Below are 18,925 nucleotides of genomic sequence, written 5' to 3' on the forward strand. Positions count from 1 at the left end.
TTTAATGGTTAAACATTTTTTGAATTATTTTTTATTTCTAGGATGAGCCTCCTGATATACTTTTTTGAGTTCCGACAAACTGCTGTGAGTATACACCTGAGTAGAAGCAAGACTAGAATGTCCTAATAATTCTTTAACTGAATTTAAATCAGCCCCGTTATTTAATAAGTGAGTCGCAAATGTATGTCTTAATATATGAGGACTTTTTTTTACCTTTTCCGAGACAGCACTAAAGTATGAATTTATTAATCGATACACAAAAGAATCACTCAATTTTAACCCTTTTTTTGTAATGAATAAATACTCATCATCATCAATCACATCCAACAGTGAGCGCTCTTTTATATACAGCACCAACTGCTCTATTACAACTGGCAAAACAGGCAGAATCCGCTCCTTACCCCTCTTCCCTAACACCTTTATAGTACCGGCCATAAAATTCACATTCGAAAGCTTTAAATGAATCAGCTCTGCTCTTCGGATTCCGGCAGCATAAAACAATTCCACAATAAGCTTATCCCTCACCTCTTGAAATCCTTCAGGAACAGAATTATTAGATAAAGCCTCAACCAATTCTTTTTCCGAAAAAGGAATCTGAAGTTTTTTTTCTGTTTTTAAAGCCCTATGCTTCAACAAAGGATTAACCTGAATTTGTTTTATTTTTAAAAGAAATTTATAAAAAGCTTTTAGGGAAGCTATTTTTCTATTTACAGTAGTATTAGAGACTCCGTCATCAACAAGCGAAACAATCCAGCTTCTAATCTGACTGTAATTTACCTGATCAATTACATCCTGATCAAAATTCTCCTTATTAAACACCTCAAAATAGGAGATATCATTTAAATAAGCATTTACCGTATGAGGGGAATATTTTTTCTCGAGCTGCAGATAATTTCTAAATGCATCTTTATTATTTGTAGTCATAAAAAAACCGTTAGCATCAAAGTTAAGAAACTTTAATTACTAACGGTAATTTATTTTAAAATGCAGTGAAGTATTAGATATTCTCGATACTATCTCTTAATCCTTGGATATAAGCTGCTTTTTGGAATTTCATTCTATTTGTAACTGACGGCTTAATAAAAGCAGTACGCGCTCTTAATTGTCTTACAGTTCCAGTTTTATCGAATTTTCTTTTGTAGCGCTTAAGTGCTCTATCGATATTTTCTCCGTCTTTAATTGGTATAATTAACATAATTTTATCACCCCCTTTCGTTAAGTGCGCAAAATTAAACATTATTTTGAAACTAGAGCATTTTATTTTACTTTTTTTGAATTCATTTTAATAACGGGTATAAATCAAAATTTTCTTGGTCACGCGTGAAGGATGGAAGCAAGTTACCGAAGTAACGCGGACAGCCTGACAGCGTTGAACAAAGGGGCTATATATGCAGCTTGATAAGTAAGCCCCTTTGCTCAACGGGGGCACGCCCAACTGACTATTTCAGTAAATTTCTTGATATTACCAGTTTTTGAATCTCAGTAGTTCCTTCACCTATAGTACATAACTTCGAATCTCGATAAAATTTTTCTACAGGATAATCCTTAGTATAACCGTAACCGCCGTGTATCTGGACAGCATCATTAGCAATTTTTACACAAACCTCAGACGAATACATTTTGGCCATTGCCCCCAATATAGTTACCGGCCTGTGCTGTTCTTTGAGAAAAGCTGCTTTGTGAAGCAATAATTCTGATGCTTCAATTTCGGTTGCCATATCTGCCAATTTAAAAGAAATTGCCTGAAAATCGGATATTGGCTGACCAAACTGATGTCTTTCCTTTGAATATTTTAAAGCTGCTTCATAGGCACCTTTGGCAATTCCTAATGACAAAGCGCCAATTGAAATACGTCCGCCATCAAGAATCTTCATCGCCTGAACGAATCCCTTCCCTACTTCTCCTAATCTATTAGCGTCTGGAATACGGCAATTATCAAAAATCAATTCAGCAGTTTCGCTGGCACGCATTCCTAACTTATTTTCTTTTTTACCAGACGTAAATCCTGGCATTCCTTTCTCGAATACAAATGCAGTCATTCCTTTTGAATCACCTTTCTCACCTGTACGCACAACCACAACAGCTATGTCGCCGGAAATAGCATGAGTAATAAAGTTCTTTGCTCCGTTTACTACCCAAAAATCACCATCCCGAACAGCAGTTGTATTCATTCCGCCAGCATCGGATCCTGTATTATGTTCTGTTAAACCCCAAGCTCCTATATTTTCGCCTGTGGCTAATTTTGGAATCCATTTTTTCTTTTGCTCTTCATTTCCAAAAGTTAAAATATGATTCGTACATAATGAATTGTGAGCCGCTACCGACAATCCGATGGAAGGATCGACTTTTGAAATCTCTTCTATTATCGTAATGTATTCATGATATCCCAATCCAGAACCACCCAATTCAACCGGAACCAAAACACCCATAAATCCCATTTCTCCTAATTTTTTAAAGAGCTGTACTGGAAAAATTTGCGCTTCGTCCCACTCCATTATGTAAGGTCTTATGTTTTTCTCTGCAAAATCTTTTATAGATTGCGCTATTAAAGACTGTGTTTCGTTATAATCAAAATTCATCATAAAATATCATTAATATTAAAAGCTCAAATATAAACTAATAAAATTTGCTTTTTCAACAGGAAAGCTGTTAATTTTTATCAAATCCTCAATATTTTTAAAATCACCATTCATGCTTCGGTATTTCACAATCTGCCGTGCTAAATCCTGTTTGAAATAATAAAACTGTGAAAGTTCCTTTAAAGAAGCGTTATTAATGTCTATTTTTTTCAAGCTGGGCATTTTGATAACCGCAAAATGTTTATTTAAATTCAAGATTACCTCTGGCGATAATCCCCAAACCTCCTTTAGCTGTTCCATCGAAACAAAGCCTCCTAATTTTTCTTTCTGAGTTAAAATCCGAAGTGAAATTGCCTCACCAATACCGCTTATCTTAATCAAATCTTCTTGTACAGCCTGATTAATATCGATAATTGTTATTTTTTCTTTTTTAGCAAAAGCCGAATTCGAAGCATACTTATATTCTTTGGAATCTTTTTTATGATTTACCCAATCCGGGAATTTAAAAAAGGGAGTCATCACATTTAATAATGAATCAGATACTTTTGTTACGTCTTGAAATTCTTTGGCAGAATTAACAAACTTATTCCGTTTTCTAAAAGCTAAAAGCCTATCAATTTCTACTACAGACATACCTAATTTGTACCCCTTATAATCAGAAATAAAATTTGGGTTAAAAGGATACATTACCTGTCTTTCATTGGATTTTATCAATTTTAATGAGTCGACTTCTGTCTGTAAAGCCAACCACTTCTGTTTATCCGGACTATTTTCTTTGAATGAATTAAAATCAACAAAAAAATAAACCAATTGCAAAATAATAATGATAGCAAAAAGCGAAAAAATTCCAATCCGCTGCTGCTTAGTAAATTTTAAAAATACAATTTGCTGTCTAAAATTCATATCATAAATATCCTTTAGTTTCTTTTTAATTATAAAGTAAGATAAAGAAAATCATTTTATTAAGAAAAATATCAAACTGCACCTTTTTTAATAATTATTTATTTCATCTTTAAATAAAATTCAACTAACTTATATTCAATGTTTTAACAAAATTTCACATGATTTTAAGTTAAATATTAAAGTTTTTATAACTTAAAAGAGAATAATTGTTTTTATTTTTTATAAAAAACGATACATTTGGAACTTAATAAAAATTAACCAATATATTATAGTATGTCAATTTGGAAAACTAAACCACTTTCGGTATTGCTTGATGAAGCATCCGAATCTGAAAAAGGCTTAAAAAGAACCTTATCTTCACGATCGCTTGTTGCTTTGGGAGTTGGTGCCATTATTGGAGCCGGATTATTCTCGTTAACAGGTATTGCAGCTGCAGAACATGCTGGACCAGCAGTTACTTTATCTTTTATTTTAGCAGCCGTTGGATGTGCATTTGCAGGTCTTTGCTATGCGGAATTCGCTTCAATGATTCCCGTAGCAGGAAGCGCCTACACTTACTCGTATGCTACAATGGGTGAATTTATGGCTTGGATTATTGGTTGGGATTTAGTTTTAGAATACGCTTTAGGAGCAGCAACGGTCGGCGTAAGCTGGTCACGTTATCTACTCGAGTTATTGAACAAATATGGCATACATCTCCCCCATGAATTTATATGCTCACCTTGGGAAACACTAAAACTAAGTGATGGTACAATAGTTGAAGGCGGTATTATAAACGTGCCAGCTATCTTCATAGTATCAATGCTTTCTTTATTATTAATTAGAGGAACAAAGGAATCTGCTTCATTGAACAACTTCTTAGTTGTTGTAAAAGTAGCTGTAGTTGTTATTTTCATCGTTTTAGGATGGAGTTTTATTGACACTGCAAACTATACTCCATATATCCCAGAAAACACAGGAGTTTTTGGAGAATTTGGATGGAGTGGTATTGCTGCCGGTGCAGGAACTGTATTTTTTGCCTTCATTGGTTTTGACGCTGTATCTACTGCAGCCCAAGAAGCAAAAGACCCTCAAAAAGGAATGCCAATTGGTATTTTAGGATCATTAATAATCTGTACTTTATTATATGTACTTTTTGCTCACGTAATGACTGGTTTAGTAAACTATAAAGAATTTGCTGGTGATGCGAAACCTGCAGCTACTGCTTTTGCAAAAACAGGATATGACTTTTTACAAACTGGATTAATCGTTGCTATCTTAGCCGGTTATACTTCAGTAATGCTAGTAATGCTTATGGGACAAAGCCGTGTGTTTTATACTATGAGTAAAGATGGTTTACTACCTCCATTTTTCAGCTCTATTCATGCTAAATTCCGTACTCCATGGAAAACTAATCTTTTCTTTTTGGTTTTTGTAAGTATATTTGCAGGTCTTGTTCCTGTAAGTGATTTAGGTCACATGGTAAGTATTGGAACTTTATTAGCTTTCGTCTTAGTTTGTATCGGCGTTATGGTTATGCGTAAAAAAATGCCAGATGCTCCAAGATCATTTAGAACCCCACTAGTTCCGTTTGTTCCAATTGCTGGAATTATAATCTGTTTGGCATTAATGTATTCATTGCCTAACGAAAGCTGGATTAGACTTGTTGTCTGGATGGCTTTAGGAGTTGCAATCTACTTCTTATATGGTAAGAAAAACAGTAAATTGAACAATACAGAAAATTAATTTTTCTGGAAAATAAAAAAGGGATTTTAAAGCAGTTAAACTTTAAAATCCCTTTTTTTTTATATTTAATTTTACAAATCAAAAACTGAAGTTCTTTTGGCTCGAACCAAATCTTTCAGCCTAATCCAAAAAGCCAAGGTTAAATATACTCCAAATCCTAAACCTGCAGTTACAAAAGAGATGTAAATAAAAAACAAACGAACGTTTGTAACACGCATTCCTAATTTATCAGCTAATCGGGATGATACATGGAAACCATATCTTTCCAAAAAAAATTTCAATTTTACTACTGCTCGCATAATTCCATATTTTTACAAAATTACAAAATTTCAGATTTAGTATTGAAATGAATTTGACATCAATAAACAAAAACGACATCCTAAATCAATGTGCTTTTAGCAATTCTACGCCAATAGCGCAATCTAAGCATTTATTCTTACTGCAGTATTCATTTTTGAGCTGTAATAACGATTGGGTTTCAAACGCATTTTTTGGCTTTAATCCAAAAGAACTGAATTTCTCCATAATTGAATTCTTCTCAGCTTCAACTTCATTCAGCATAGTAATCAAATCCTCAGAATCTTCTCTACCTTGACTTTTGGCATAAGCAAATTGAATCGGAATAATAGTATTCAGTATAATTAAATCAATGAAAGATTTAGTCAAAGATTTCTTTTTCTTTGGGCTTTCTTTGTCAAATTGATAATGAGTCTGCCAATATAGTGCAACCGAAACACCAAAAATTTCATAAATAGCCTCAAGGGAATTCAAACTGCTTATTTTAGAAAACAGATTTTGCTGTTTGTGATATAAATTCGCCAATTGTGAAAGCCGAATCGTTGGAAAATTATCAGGGCGGTGCTTAAAAAACTGCACTGGCTCAATAAAACTTTTTTCTATTTGATATTTATGCAACAGATAAAAATATCGAAATTTCAAGTCCTTAAAGTAAGAATCCTCTTTCTCCCTATCCAATAAACCAGCTGTCCCAAACAATAAAGCTTCCAGATTTTCAACTTCAAAACATTCTTTACGGATTATTGAAAAAGGAATAATTTGGGCAATTTTAAGAAACACTTCTCCGTTCGTATTTAATCCAAAATTTTTAGCCAAAAGACAAAACAAAACGCTTTCCCAATCATTGTTTGTCGCTTCTAATAATTCTAAAATGGGTTTTGATTTTCTTTCTAAACGTTCAAAAAACAGACGCTCCTGCCAATTAGTTAATGTAAATTGAGGAATCTCCTTTAATTGCTTTTCGCAAAAAATCCAAGATTTTGGAGCCAATAGCTTTTGATAATTATTGAGAGTTACAGGAGCAACATAGTTTTTGAGTTCGAGAACGGGGATTTCAGAATTATCGTTTCTAAAAATCTCAAGATCATGTTCCCAAACTACATGTAATATTACATTTTCATAACCTGCATCTCTCTCATGGTTATGCACATACCAATCAGAAGATTTAACGTGGATTTCTACATTTCCTGCCCACTTTTGGTTTCCTATTGTTATTTGCGCATTGAAAAAATCTGGTCCTGCCAACTCTAAATACTGACCCACATGACTAATTATGATTTCCTCTTGATTGTATGTTTTTAGATTTAAAGTATTAAACTTTTTAAACTTCCAAATATGATGCAGAAAATCTTCCTTCATGCTGTTTCGTTTTTTAAACTACTTAATTACTAAACTGTTAAACTAAAGTAGTAAAAAAAACAGAAAACTTAACTTACAAAATAAAAAAATAATTATACTAATCAAAAGTACTACCTAAATAAATATAACTTTGCGCAAGCTCTCGCATCAGATAAGGCTTCATGATGGTCTAGCGTTATATTCATTTCACGACAGCAATCACTAAGTTTTGTTGGTTTAAATCCTTTAGACTTGTATATTTTCACAGTACATTCCCAACGCGAACCAATATTTAAATCATCGTAATTGAGATCATGAAGTGCCATCGATTTGGCCAAAACGTTTCTATCAAAGCTTTCATTGTGGGCTACTACAACTCTATTTTGAAGTCTTCTTTGAATTTCAGGAAAGACTTCTTTAAAGGTTTTAGCGTTTACTGTGTCTCTTGGATATATTCCATGAACCCGAATCGTGAAGGGATTATATTCGTTATTGGGAGGTTTGATTAAAGTCACAAACTCATCCACAATAATTCCGTTTTCGACAGTAACAATACCCACTGAACAAGGATGGTAAGCGGTTGCAGTTTCAAAATCTATAGCAGTGAAGGTCATGGGAGTTTTCAATTTTGAATTGCAGATTCAATAATGATAAAATCTGCAATTCGAATACGTTATTTCATCAATCTAATTATATCCGATTTTGTAATAATCTGATGGTTTCCATTTTCCAGATCAACTAAAACGGCATCTGTATTTTTGGAGAAAAACTTAGATACTTCTTCTATTGGAGTACTTAACTTTACAATAGGAAAAGGTTTTCCCATCACTTCTTTAATTGGTTTATCGACTACATTCTTATCAATCATATAACTTCTAAACAAATCAGTTTCATCAACAGAACCAACAAATCCAGTAATATCAACGACTGGAATTTGTGAAATATCGTGCTTACGCATACGATCAATTGCGTGCGAAACCAATTCTTCAGTACGAACTACAATCAATTGTTTCCCAATATGATCTTTAACAACATCTTCCGCTTTAGTAAATTCCTCTTCTAAGAATCCTCTTTCTCTCATCCAGTCATCATTAAACATTTTGCCTACATAACGGCTTCCCGAATCATGAAACAGCACCACTACAACATCTTCCGGCTTGAAATGTTCTTTTAGCTGCAGCAAACCTTTTATGGCTGCACCAGCAGAATTTCCAACAAATATTCCCTCCTCCAGAGCAATTTTTCGGGTGTAAACCGCAGCATCTTTATCGGTTACTTTGGTAAATCCATCGATTAAAGAAAAGTCAACATTCTTTGGCAGAATATCTTCTCCTATCCCTTCGGTGATATACGAATAAATTTCGTTTTCATCAAAAACTCCAGTTTCGTGGTACTTCTTAAACACAGATCCGTAGGTATCAATTCCCCAAATTTTTATATTCGGGTTTTTCTCTTTAAGATATTTTCCAACACCGGAAATTGTTCCGCCTGTACCTACTCCAACTACAAAATGAGTAATCTTTCCATCAGTCTGTTTCCAGATTTCAGGTCCTGTCTGTTCGTAATGTGCCAATGAATTGGATAAATTATCATATTGATTTACATACCAGGAATTAGGTGTTTCTTCAGCCAGTCTTTTAGAAACTGAATAATAGGAACGCGGGTCGGTTGGTTCCACATCTGTTGGACAAACAACAACTTTTGCACCAACAGCACGAAGAATATCCATTTTTTCTTTGGACTGCTTATCGGATATCACGCAGATTAATTTGTATCCTTTAATGATTGCTACAAGAGCGAGTCCCATTCCTGTATTTCCGGAAGTTCCTTCAATTATAGTTCCGCCTGGCTGTAAACGACCATCAGCTTCGGCATCTTCAATCATTTTGACAGCCATCCGGTCCTTAACCGAATTTCCTGGATTGAATGTCTCAACTTTGGCAAGAACCAACGCATCAACTCCCGAAACTATTTTATTGAGTTTTACTAAAGGAGTATTCCCAATTGTTCCTAATATGTTTTCAGAGTATTCCATTTAGTTATTTTTCAGATGTTACAACTTAAACTATAGCATTTCTATATAGTTCGTATGGAAGTAAAATTAGTATTATTTTTTATCTAAACTAACTTTTTAGAGTGATTTTGTTATAAAATTAATTAAAGAAATTCCAAACTAACCCAAAACGGATCAAGAAATCACGGTATGGATTATTCGCATCCGAAAAATAATCATTCTTAGAAAACAATGAATTAATGTGCTCCGCTTTAAAATAAATTCGGGTACGCTGTATTTTAAAATTCACAAAATAATCGATAAGTGGGGAATTCCCAATTTTTACTCTATCCTGTACAAAGAATTCGCCAATTACAGGATTATAATTATTCGTATAATAACTGGTAAAATAATTAAACTCTACACCAGTCTGGAAAAATAATTTATTATTAAACAAAGTATTAGTATAATACAATGTATTTCTGGTTACAAATTCAGGAACATTCAAAATCGCATCGGACTGATCTACTTTCTGGAATAATAAAGTATTGTCTAAAGCCCATTTACCAACTACGAATTCCCTTGAAACTTTTAGAGAAGCATAATTAATTGCTTTACCATACTGCTTAGGAGCTACTATCTGCATACTGTCTTGCCTTTGGGAAGCATTGGTTATATCAGCAAAATATAAATGATCGTTTATACTATTCAACTGCATTGATAATGAAACCCATTTGGTATCAGCATTTGCACTAATAGAATTAATTTTTTCATTCACAAAAGTATTAGACCAATTGTAGTCTTTATAACTGCTTTGAAATAAATTATAATTATTATTTGGCAGTTTATTCATGCTTTGGTAACGAAATGATAATTGATTTTCATCATTCCAATCGTATACTGCCGACGCATCTAAATTAAATAAATTATCATCTGTTAATGATTTAGAATATAAAACCTTGCCATTCCATTTGTCTTTACGATAATTATATTGTCCTCCTATTGTATTAATGCGCTGACTTAGTAAATTACCAACGGTAACATCATTATCTAAATATAAAATATTGTTATAAAAATAATTCGTATGCAGATCATCTGCAAAAAAAGTAAATGATCCCAAAGTCATATTCTCATAAACCACTCCAACCTTGTTGTACATTTTATTATAATTCGTTTTATCGTCTATCCCACTGGCAACAAACGACTCACCAAAGCGAAACACAGCCGTACCGCCTACTGACGAAGCGATTGTTCCTTGAGTATAGCCATAGCCAAACTTCTCATAATTGAACTGTTCAGTAACATATAAATTATTAGCCCCCTTTTTAGGATTGATTCTAAAAGTCTGATCTATAAAAAAACGTTTTCCTTTTAATTCCGAAGTTGCATCTTCAAAATAAACTCCTAATCGCTGTCTATTATCAAAGGCAGGGTCACCGCTAGTAAAATCACTTACGTTGCTAATACCGCCATTTTCTTCATTCTCAAATCTCTGAGAGGTATAATGCAGGTTTGCAATATAACGGCCATCTTTAGTATTATAGCTCGTTGTAAACCTAAAGTTTCCTGATCTTGCCTGCTGATTTATGTATCTTCCTTCGGATCGCAACGCTCTAAAAGCTATAGAAAAATTAAGCCTTGGAGAAGTATTGATAGCAAAATAGGAATCCGCCGACTGCCCCTGCTGTATGGTTGTCTTAAAATATAATTCGGTTACGGGAGTCGCTACATTGGCATACTTAATATCGCCGGCTCTCATATAATTAAACTGCTTTGCTGTAAAACCAAATTCCGGATAAGGCGAAAAACCATTTAATCCATATTGCAAAGTATTGTATGTCTGCCCATCATTAGGAAAAGCCAAAAGTCCAAAATTATCTCTTCTCAAATAGTTATGGCTATACGATTTTCTGATAGACTGAGTTGTATCGATATAAGTAGTATCCCGATCTAATGTGATAAACTGATACATATCATAAGTTGCCTCAGGTGCTTTTTTCTTCTTTATGGAATCCGAAGAATTGTATTTGCTGTTATAATCCATTTCTTTAGCACTGTTAACCTGCTTATTTTTCTGCGAAAACAGGAGTACCGGAAAAACCAAAAAAATTAAAGAAAAGAAAATCCTCATTTGAAACAATTATAATTAGGCAATTATTTTACAGATATATCCAGCAAAGGTAAAGGATAAAAACGTATAAATAAAAAAACACCCAATTTATAAAGTAAACGTTAACACATATTTTTTTTACAAACCAGCACTTTATATTTTCAAATAATCAGGGCGAGCCACCATCCCGATAAAAGGGCTATTTCACTTTACGGGTATACGCCCTTTTACCGGTATGGTGTCAGGCTATACGCTCCGCAGCTGCGGATTGCTTCTATCCTTCTCGCGGAGCAGCAGTGACTTAGAAAGTTTTAAACATCAGCCATAACAATTTTATCTATTAATACTGTTTACTGTCTTTTTCAAAAATCAAAAAAAAACACAATATTTGCAGTACAAAAAGATTTTAACCTGTATGCTTCAAAATAATTTCTCCTCCTTTGTTTTCGAAACTGGCACCGACGAAGCAGGACGCGGATGCCTCGCTGGACCAGTAACCGCCGCTGCTGTCATACTCCCATTAGATTTTGAAAATAGTATTTTGAACGACAGTAAGCAGTTATCCGAAAAAATACGGGGACAGCTTAGACCTATTATTGAATCACAAGCCATCACATTTGCAGTAACCCATCTGCATCCAGAGGAGATTGACGAAATAAACATCCTAAATGCATCGATGAAAGGAATGCAGGAAAGCATTTTAAAATTATCTCAAATTCCCGAATTTATCATTGTAGACGGCAATCGATCCTTGAATGCCAAATTGGGTTTAAAAAACACTTTTGGAAAACAATTCTGCAATGCTGAAATCGAATTACTGAAATCAATTCCCAACCAGAGCATCATAAAAGGAGACTCTAAATATTTGAGCATTGCAGCAGCTTCTATTTTGGCCAAAACCTACCGCGATGAATATATGGATAAAATTCACGAAGAATTCCCAATGTACAACTGGAAACAAAACAAAGGTTATCCAACCAAAGAACACCGCGAAGCCATCAAAAAACATGGCCCGACAAAATACCACCGAATGAGTTTCAGACTATTGCCGGAACAATTAGAACTGGATCTTTTTTAAACAATAAAAAAGGCCTATCAAACTGACAAGCCTCATTTATTAAAACTGAAATTTATATCCAAAATCAGGAGAAAATCCAATCTGGTCTTTTTGATCTATTTTATTCGTCAGTCGGTTATATTCCAGCTGAAAAACATTGGTATGATTGGTCACATTCTGCAGATCGATATAAAACTGATGGAATCTTTTTTTCTTTTTACTGTTAAATTTAATTCCAAATTTCACATCAAGCCTTAAATATGAGTCATATTGTTTACTAAACGCATTGGCATCATCCGTGATTTCATAACCTGCATCATTCGAAGCTTCTAAATCCACAGGCGTGTAATAACGTCCGCCAGCGGTTGTGAATTTTGTATCAATTGAAAACACATTTTTCTTTGTCTTTCCAATTTTAAATTCTTTTCCAGCCAAAAGATTAACAACATGACCGTTATTAAAAGGTGAATTTCTTTCAACATTATCACTTCCTTCATATTTACTTTCAAAAAGCGAAGTCGTAAACAAAGCATAATAACCTTCACTGAAGAATTTTTCGGCAGTAAATTCAATACCCTGATTATACCCTTTTCCATTACTTACCAGCGATGTTTTATCTGTCGAATAGCCAAAATCTGCACCCTCCGTCAAAGTAGAATAAGTACTTGGAAAAGATTCTACTCCCGCCTTACTGATATCCTGATAATACAGTTCTATTTTACCTCTCCATTTTTTAGCCAATCGCACATCATAACCCAAAACATAATGCTGGCTTTGAACTAAATCCAGGTTTTTATTGGTCTGTACCTGACTTCCGCCAACATATTCATTTAAAAATAATATCGGCGCCGGCACGTTCTGATGGTGAAGACCGTAACCAAAACTGATAGTGTTTTTGGAATTTACTGCATAAGACAGAGCGGTTCTGGGCTCAATAGCAAATTCTTCGTTTACCGAAAAATACTGACCGTGGATACCCGCATTAAGAGTTAGTTTCTCTGTCAGACGGAATTGTCCCTGTGCAAAAGGCTGAAAAACATTGTAATTTCCATCATTATTAATCAGTTTTACAAAATCGGGGTAACCGTCTCCGTCGTTATCCTGCTGTCTGTCTCTGGAAGTAACATTCGCATCGAGAGAATAATTTTCGAAAAGCAAACCGGCACGAAATGTTACTTTCTTACTTATTTTGGAGTTGAATAAAGTAGAGAATGTGATTCTGTTTTCGGTATTGTCCGTATTAATAAACGGCAGTCTGTTTTCGCTTGGCGTGCCGTAATCATAATAACGAAAGTTCTGGTAGGTATTTTTAGAATTAGACGCACCTACAATAGTTTTTAAATACGAATTATTTCCAATTTCTAAATTGTGTTTTAATCCAAAAGAAGCAAAACCAGAAGTCACATAACTGTCTTCATCCTTAGTGGCAAAAGGATCATCTTTATCAATATCTGCACCCAAAAAATCAATATCTGAAGTTCCGTAAATTCCAAAAAGCGAAAAATTCCCCAATTTGGTTTTACCAAAATCGACATTAAAACTGATGTCACTGTAATTGGGCTGTGCAGCTGTGCCCGCCAAACCCGTAATACCCACAAAACCATATCTTGCCGCACCAACAAACGAACCTCCTTTATTTCCAAGAGGTCCTTCAGCCATAAATTCCAATCCGGGATAAGCACCGACACTGATCATATATTCATAATCATCTGGATTTCCTTTTCGGAAACCTAAGTCAAATACACCCGCAATTGCATTTCCATATTCAGCAGGAAAAGCCGAGGTTAAAAAATCAGAATTTGCCAAAAGATTCGGATTCAACGCTGAAACCGGACCGCCTGTGGTTCCTAAAGTTGCAAAATGATTCGGATTTGGCACCGGAATTCCCTCCAGTCTCCACAGCATTCCAGATGGAGAATTACCGCGGACAACAATATCATTTCGGCTGTCGTCGCCTGTTGAGACTCCTGCAAAATTTGAAACCAGACGCGCCACGTCGCTTCGTCCTCCTGCATATCTGTTTACTTCTTCAGGGCTGAACTGCTTGGTCGAAACCATTGCCATTTTATTTATCGGCTTGGCTTTATTTGATCCCGAAGTCACTACAATTTCATCAAGTGCATTGAATTTTTCAATCATTGAAACTGTCAGCACATTATCTTTACCCGTAGTCACATCCAGATCTGAAACTGAAGTGTTTTCATAACCTGTAAAACTAATGTTCAGACTTTGCCTTCCCAGCGGAATGCCGGATAATTTAAAATTTCCGTTAGCGTCCGAAACTGACTGACTGTTTTCATCGCCAATTAAAGTGATAATTGCGCCGGATATTGGTTTTTCAGATTGTTTATCAATTATTTTCCCTTTGATAACGCCTGTTTGAGCATAGATAGTGAAGCCAAAAAGACTTAAAAAAATCAGCAATATACTTTTCATTTTTTACTTGTTTACAATTATGACAGCAAAAATAAAGAGTCAAAATTTCTTAAAAATTGACTTATGTTAAGATTTTTCGTTTAATGTTATTCTGCTTCTGATACGGCTTAAACTTTCGGGCTTTACGCCTAAATAACTGGCGATGTGTTTTAGAGAAACTCTTTCCACCACTTTGGGACGGTATTTTATTAATGCCAAATAACGTTCCTCGGGATTTAACAATGTCATGGACATTCCTTTTCCTGTAAGTCCTTTGATTGTTCGCTCCATCATCTCACGCAAAAAATCATTAAAGACAGGATATTGATTTACTAATTTGTCAAAATCATCTTTGTAAGCTAAATATAATTCACAGTCTTCAAGTGCTTCTATATTAATCTTTGAAGGTTTTCCGTATAAAAAGCTTTCAAAATCTGAATACCATCCATTTTCAAAGAAAAAATTACCTGTTGCTTCTACACCATCATTTAAATAATAGTGTCTGATACAGCCTTTTTGAATAAAAACACCAAAATTACAAAACTCTCCTTCTACTAAAAGATGCTCCCCTTTTTTGAGTTTTTTAAATTTTAAAATACTTCCAAATGCGTTTCCTTCTTCTTCGCTGAATTTTAAAAATTCCGATAAATTTGAAATTACACTTTGCATACGTTACTAATTTTGAAAGAAAAATGCTAAGTTAATTAAAACAATCGGATTTATTATTACACAGCAGATATTCAACAAATTAAACACAAAAACTAAAAAAAATATGTGCTAATTATTTCTCGAACTGTTTAAAAAGTAATAAACTCTGCTTCGAATAATTGGGAGAAATGCTTTAAGATTTTGGCTTTCACTTCGGCTTCATTCACTTTTTCAACACCAAGTTCTACATTAAGTGAAGTAACCGCTTTTCCTCGAATACCACATGGAATAATATTGTCGAAATATCCCAAATCGGCATTGACGTTAAGGGCAAATCCGTGCATCGTTACCCAGCGTGACGCACGAACGCCCATTGCGCATATTTTGCGCGCAAATGGTGTACCAGCACCAAGCCAGACTCCAGTTTCTCCGTCGCTGCGGCCACATTCAATTCCATATTCCTGTAAAGTAAGAATAATGGCTTCTTCAAGAAAACGCAGGTATTTATGAATGTCTGAGAAAAAGTTTTCCAGATCCAGAATAGGATAACCCACAATCTGCCCGGGACCGTGATAAGTAATATCACCGCCACGATTAATTTTGTAGAAAGTAGCTCCCTTGGCTTCTAACTGTTTTTCGGATAAAAGAAGATTGCTGAAGTCGCCGCTTTTCCCTAGAGTATAAACGTGAGGATGCTCCACAAACAAAAAATAATTGGGAGTTTCAAGAGTGGTTTCTTCCCTCCTGTTCTGAATTTTCAAATCGACAATTCCCTTGAAAAGTTCTTCTTGGTATGCCCAAGTTTCCTGATAATCTTTATTTCCTAAATCTTGAAGCTGAATTTTTTTATTCATTTTTTGAAACCACTAAATTTCTTAGATTTTGAGATTCTAAGAATTGTTTTTTTGCAAATGTACGAATGTTTAACTCATCCCAACCCGTTTTGGAAACCTGTCAAGATAATTCATTTTAATCCAAAGCTTCTGGTTCTAAAATTACTTCCAGATTTGTACTGATTGGATTTTGCAGAAAATCTGACAACAGAAATTGCAGTGACAGCGATTTATGGTCATCACTAATTTTAGCAAGAGGATTGGAAACCGACTGAATCTTTCGGGGAAAATGGTAATTCAAGACATAATTCTGAACCAGTTTATAACCTTTATAGTCGGCTTTTATTTTTTCAATCTTATCGAATTCTTTTTTTTGTTCCAATGTATCCGTAACTGTGACGATGCGATGAAAACGATTGCCATTATAATCGTAGCAGACATTATAATAATGTTCTTCGGCACTTAATGCATAATTATATTTGATGTCGCCCAAATAATGATCGGTTTTGGAAAAATCCACAATATCAGTAGCATTGCTAAAATTCTGAGTATAAATGGTTCGGAATTCCTTATCATAAGAACTTGCTCTTTTATGAATTTTCACATCTGAATACCTTAAAAAAACTTTTTGGTCAGCAACAGGAGTTCTGGAAAAAGTTTCATGATGCTTCTTAATGTAATCTCCAAAAACATAAGTTGTGTCTTTGTAGACATCTTCCTTTGAATAGTTTTCTTTAGCAATCTGCATATAACTATTTTCATCCCTTAGCATATCAACTTCAATAGTTCCGCTCCCATCAGGATTGAGATGAAGCGTTTCTGTAACTTGACAGCTTATGATTAAAAATGGCATGAGCAATAAGAAAACTTTTTTCATTTGACTGAATAATATTGTTACCCTAAAAACTACAATTATTGAAAATCGAAGTTAATTAGTTTTCTTACAGCTGCAATTATTGTTTTTAAATAATTAACATTTTCATTCTTTTAATTATTTCTCTAGCAGAGAACTTATGAAAACAAAAGTTGTAAAATAGCCCCGATAGAAGCGAAAATCTCCCGATTTAGAAAAACAAGGCTTTTTTGCCGTAGTTTTTCTAAATCGGGAATTGCCGTGGATAGCGGGAGAAATGTTCTTGAAAACACCCAAATTTTGTGCTCCAAAAAATCTAAAATCTGCTTTCTGAAATCTGCAATCAATTTGTTATCTTTGCGGACTTAAAAATCAGAACATAATGGCCTTATCAGAACAAGAAATCATCCGAAGAGAGAAACTTCAATCATTACGCAATTTGGGAATCAATCCTTATCCTGCCAATCTTTTTCCAGTAAATCATACTTCGAAGCAGATAAAGGAATCTTTTGAAGAAGGTAAAAAGGTGATTGTTGCCGGACGTTTGATGAGTGTTCGTGATCAAGGAAAAGCTTGTTTTGCTGAGCTGCAGGATAGCGAAGGGCGTATTCAATTGTACGTGAACCGCGATGTTTTGTGTGAGGGCGATGATAAAACTTTATATAACCAAGTATTCAAAAAATTAACCGATTTGGGTGATTTTATTGGTATTGAAGGTGAATTGTTTACTACACAAGTTGGTGCAAAATGTATTCGTGTGAGCGGTTTTACTTTCTTGAGTAAAACATTGCGTCCGCTGCCATTGCCAAAAGTAGATGAAGACGGAAAAGTACACGACGCTTTTAACGACGCCGAATTGCGTTACAGAATGCGTTATGTGGATTTAACAGTGAACCAACACGTTAAAGATACTTTTATTAAACGTACCAAGCTTTTTAGTGCTATGCGTAACTATTTTAATGATGCAGGATATCTAGAAGTGGACACTCCGGTTTTGCAATCCATTCCTGGTGGTGCTTCGGCGAGACCTTTTATTACGCATCATAATTCGCTTGACATTCCGCTTTACATGCGTATTGCGAATGAATTATACTTGAAAAGATTAATTGTTGGTGGATTTGAAGGTGTTTATGAGTTTTCCAGAAACTTCCGTAATGAAGGAATGGACAGAACGCATAATCCTGAATTTACCGCAATGGAAATATATGTAGCTTACAAAGACTACAACTGGATGATGGAATTTGCTGAAGGTTTGCTTGAGCATTGTGCAATTGCTGTAAACGGAACAAGTGAAGTTACTTTTGGTGAACATCAAATCAACTTTAAAGCGCCTTATGCTCGTGTTACAATGACCGATTCTATCAAGCATTTTACTGGTTTTGATATTTCTGGTAAGACAGAAGAAGAGTTGTTTGAAGCAGCAAAAGGAATGGGAATTGAGGTTGACAACACAATGGGTAAAGGAAAATTGATTGATGAGATTTTCGGCGCAAAATGCGAAGGAAATTATATTCAGCCAACTTTCATTACTGATTATCCGAAAGAAATGTCTCCACTTTGTAAGGAGCACCGTGATAATCCGGATTTGACAGAGCGTTTTGAATTAATGGTTTGTGGAAAAGAAATCGCAAATGCATATTCTGAATTGAATGATCCGATTGATCAAAGAGAGCGTTTTGAAGATCAAATGCGTTTGGCAGCAAAAGGTGATGACGAAGCAAACGGAATTATCGATGAGGATTTCTTAAGAGCGCTTGAATATGGTATGCCTCCAACTTCTGGAATGGGAATTGGAATGGACCGTTTGATTATGTATTTGACTAACAATGCTTCTATTCAGGAGGTTTTATTGTTCCCGCAAATGCGTCCGGAGAAAAAACAGACCGTTGAATTATCAGACGAAGAGAAATTTATCGTTGATTTATTGAAAGGAAATGAAAATAAAATGGATCTTCAGCAGCTAAAAATTACTGCGAATTTAAGCGGTAAAAAATGGGATGCGTCTATGAAAAATTTATCTAAACACGGTTTGACAAAAGTTGCCGTTGAAGGTGAATTTAAATTTGTGGAATTGGTGGAGTAATTCTCTATTTGATATAAATACTAAAAAAGGAACTTCTTGACGGAGTTCCTTTTTGTTTTATAAATGCTAATTATAATTTCTTCAACAAACT

16 protein-coding genes are annotated in these 18,925 nt (G+C 34.6%); 3 read left to right on the top strand and 13 right to left on the bottom strand.

What is annotated here, in order from left to right; translation table 11 throughout:
- Positions 1–24: 24 nt before the first annotated feature.
- The 4 genes from C8P67_RS12145 to C8P67_RS12160 form a co-directional block, all read right to left on the bottom strand.
- Positions 25–924 (bottom strand): tyrosine-type recombinase/integrase, encoded by a 900-nt coding sequence (locus tag C8P67_RS12145; protein WP_115813443.1) that lies wholly within the window; start codon positions 922–924, stop codon positions 25–27.
- Positions 925–997: 73 nt separating this feature from the next.
- On the bottom strand, positions 998–1,195 hold the full coding sequence (gene rpsU, locus C8P67_RS12150; protein WP_115813444.1) for a 30S ribosomal protein S21: 198 nt from the start codon (positions 1,193–1,195) through the stop codon (positions 998–1,000).
- Positions 1,196–1,439: 244 nt separating this feature from the next.
- Entirely contained in the window at positions 1,440–2,579 is a 1,140-nt protein-coding gene (locus C8P67_RS12155) for an acyl-CoA dehydrogenase family protein (protein ID WP_115813445.1), read from the bottom strand.
- An 18-nt stretch (positions 2,580–2,597) separates the two neighbouring features.
- Complete coding sequence (locus C8P67_RS12160; RefSeq protein WP_115813446.1) at positions 2,598–3,482, bottom strand: ComEA family DNA-binding protein; 885 nt, start codon at positions 3,480–3,482, stop codon at positions 2,598–2,600.
- A gap of 273 nt (positions 3,483–3,755) precedes the next feature.
- On the opposite strand from C8P67_RS12160, the gene C8P67_RS12165 reads away from it, so the two are divergent.
- Positions 3,756–5,207 carry an amino acid permease gene (locus C8P67_RS12165; RefSeq protein WP_115813447.1) on the top strand — a complete coding sequence of 484 codons (1,452 nt, stop codon included), beginning with the start codon at positions 3,756–3,758 and terminating at the stop codon, positions 5,205–5,207.
- A 71-nt stretch (positions 5,208–5,278) separates the two neighbouring features.
- Here the strand turns inward: C8P67_RS12165 and C8P67_RS12170 are convergent, their stop codons facing one another.
- From C8P67_RS12170 to C8P67_RS12190, 5 genes are all read right to left on the bottom strand, one after another.
- Positions 5,279–5,506 (bottom strand): PspC domain-containing protein, encoded by a 228-nt coding sequence (locus C8P67_RS12170; protein WP_115813448.1) that lies wholly within the window; start codon positions 5,504–5,506, stop codon positions 5,279–5,281.
- Positions 5,507–5,591: 85 nt separating this feature from the next.
- The gene (locus C8P67_RS12175) at positions 5,592–6,863 is read right to left on the bottom strand and encodes a DUF2851 family protein (RefSeq protein ID WP_115813449.1); all 1,272 of its coding nucleotides are present in this window, start codon (positions 6,861–6,863) and stop codon (positions 5,592–5,594) included.
- A gap of 110 nt (positions 6,864–6,973) precedes the next feature.
- Complete coding sequence (locus tag C8P67_RS12180; protein ID WP_115813450.1) at positions 6,974–7,456, bottom strand: 3'-5' exonuclease; 483 nt, start codon at positions 7,454–7,456, stop codon at positions 6,974–6,976.
- Positions 7,457–7,515: 59 nt separating this feature from the next.
- Positions 7,516–8,877, bottom strand: coding sequence for a pyridoxal-phosphate dependent enzyme (locus C8P67_RS12185; RefSeq protein ID WP_115813451.1), 1,362 nt, complete (start codon positions 8,875–8,877; stop codon positions 7,516–7,518).
- A 118-nt stretch (positions 8,878–8,995) separates the two neighbouring features.
- Positions 8,996–10,879, bottom strand: coding sequence for a putative porin (locus C8P67_RS12190; protein ID WP_245980434.1), 1,884 nt, complete (start codon positions 10,877–10,879; stop codon positions 8,996–8,998).
- Between the two features lie 481 nt (positions 10,880–11,360).
- On the opposite strand from C8P67_RS12190, the gene C8P67_RS12195 reads away from it, so the two are divergent.
- Positions 11,361–12,023: a ribonuclease HII gene (locus tag C8P67_RS12195; RefSeq protein ID WP_115813453.1), complete on the top strand. Its 663-nt coding sequence runs from the start codon at positions 11,361–11,363 to the stop codon at positions 12,021–12,023.
- Between the two features lie 39 nt (positions 12,024–12,062).
- Here the strand turns inward: C8P67_RS12195 and C8P67_RS12200 are convergent, their stop codons facing one another.
- The 4 genes from C8P67_RS12200 to C8P67_RS12215 form a co-directional block, all read right to left on the bottom strand.
- On the bottom strand, positions 12,063–14,438 hold the full coding sequence (locus C8P67_RS12200; RefSeq protein ID WP_115813454.1) for a TonB-dependent receptor: 2,376 nt from the start codon (positions 14,436–14,438) through the stop codon (positions 12,063–12,065).
- Positions 14,439–14,504: 66 nt separating this feature from the next.
- On the bottom strand, positions 14,505–15,086 hold the full coding sequence (locus C8P67_RS12205) for a Crp/Fnr family transcriptional regulator (protein WP_115813455.1): 582 nt from the start codon (positions 15,084–15,086) through the stop codon (positions 14,505–14,507).
- Positions 15,087–15,214: 128 nt separating this feature from the next.
- Positions 15,215–15,919, bottom strand: coding sequence for a lipoyl(octanoyl) transferase LipB (lipB, locus tag C8P67_RS12210; protein ID WP_115813456.1), 705 nt, complete (start codon positions 15,917–15,919; stop codon positions 15,215–15,217).
- A 115-nt stretch (positions 15,920–16,034) separates the two neighbouring features.
- Positions 16,035–16,775, bottom strand: a complete 741-nt coding sequence (locus C8P67_RS12215) for a hypothetical protein (protein WP_115813457.1) — start codon at positions 16,773–16,775, stop codon at positions 16,035–16,037.
- A gap of 358 nt (positions 16,776–17,133) precedes the next feature.
- Here C8P67_RS12215 and lysS point away from each other — a divergent pair, with 358 nt between their 5' ends.
- Complete coding sequence (gene lysS / locus C8P67_RS12220; protein WP_115813458.1) at positions 17,134–18,834, top strand: lysine--tRNA ligase; 1,701 nt, start codon at positions 17,134–17,136, stop codon at positions 18,832–18,834.
- Positions 18,835–18,925 lie beyond the last annotated feature (91 nt).

Origin of the sequence: Flavobacterium aquicola, from assembly GCF_003385115.1 — a bacterium.
Classification (GTDB): domain Bacteria; phylum Bacteroidota; class Bacteroidia; order Flavobacteriales; family Flavobacteriaceae; genus Flavobacterium; species Flavobacterium aquicola.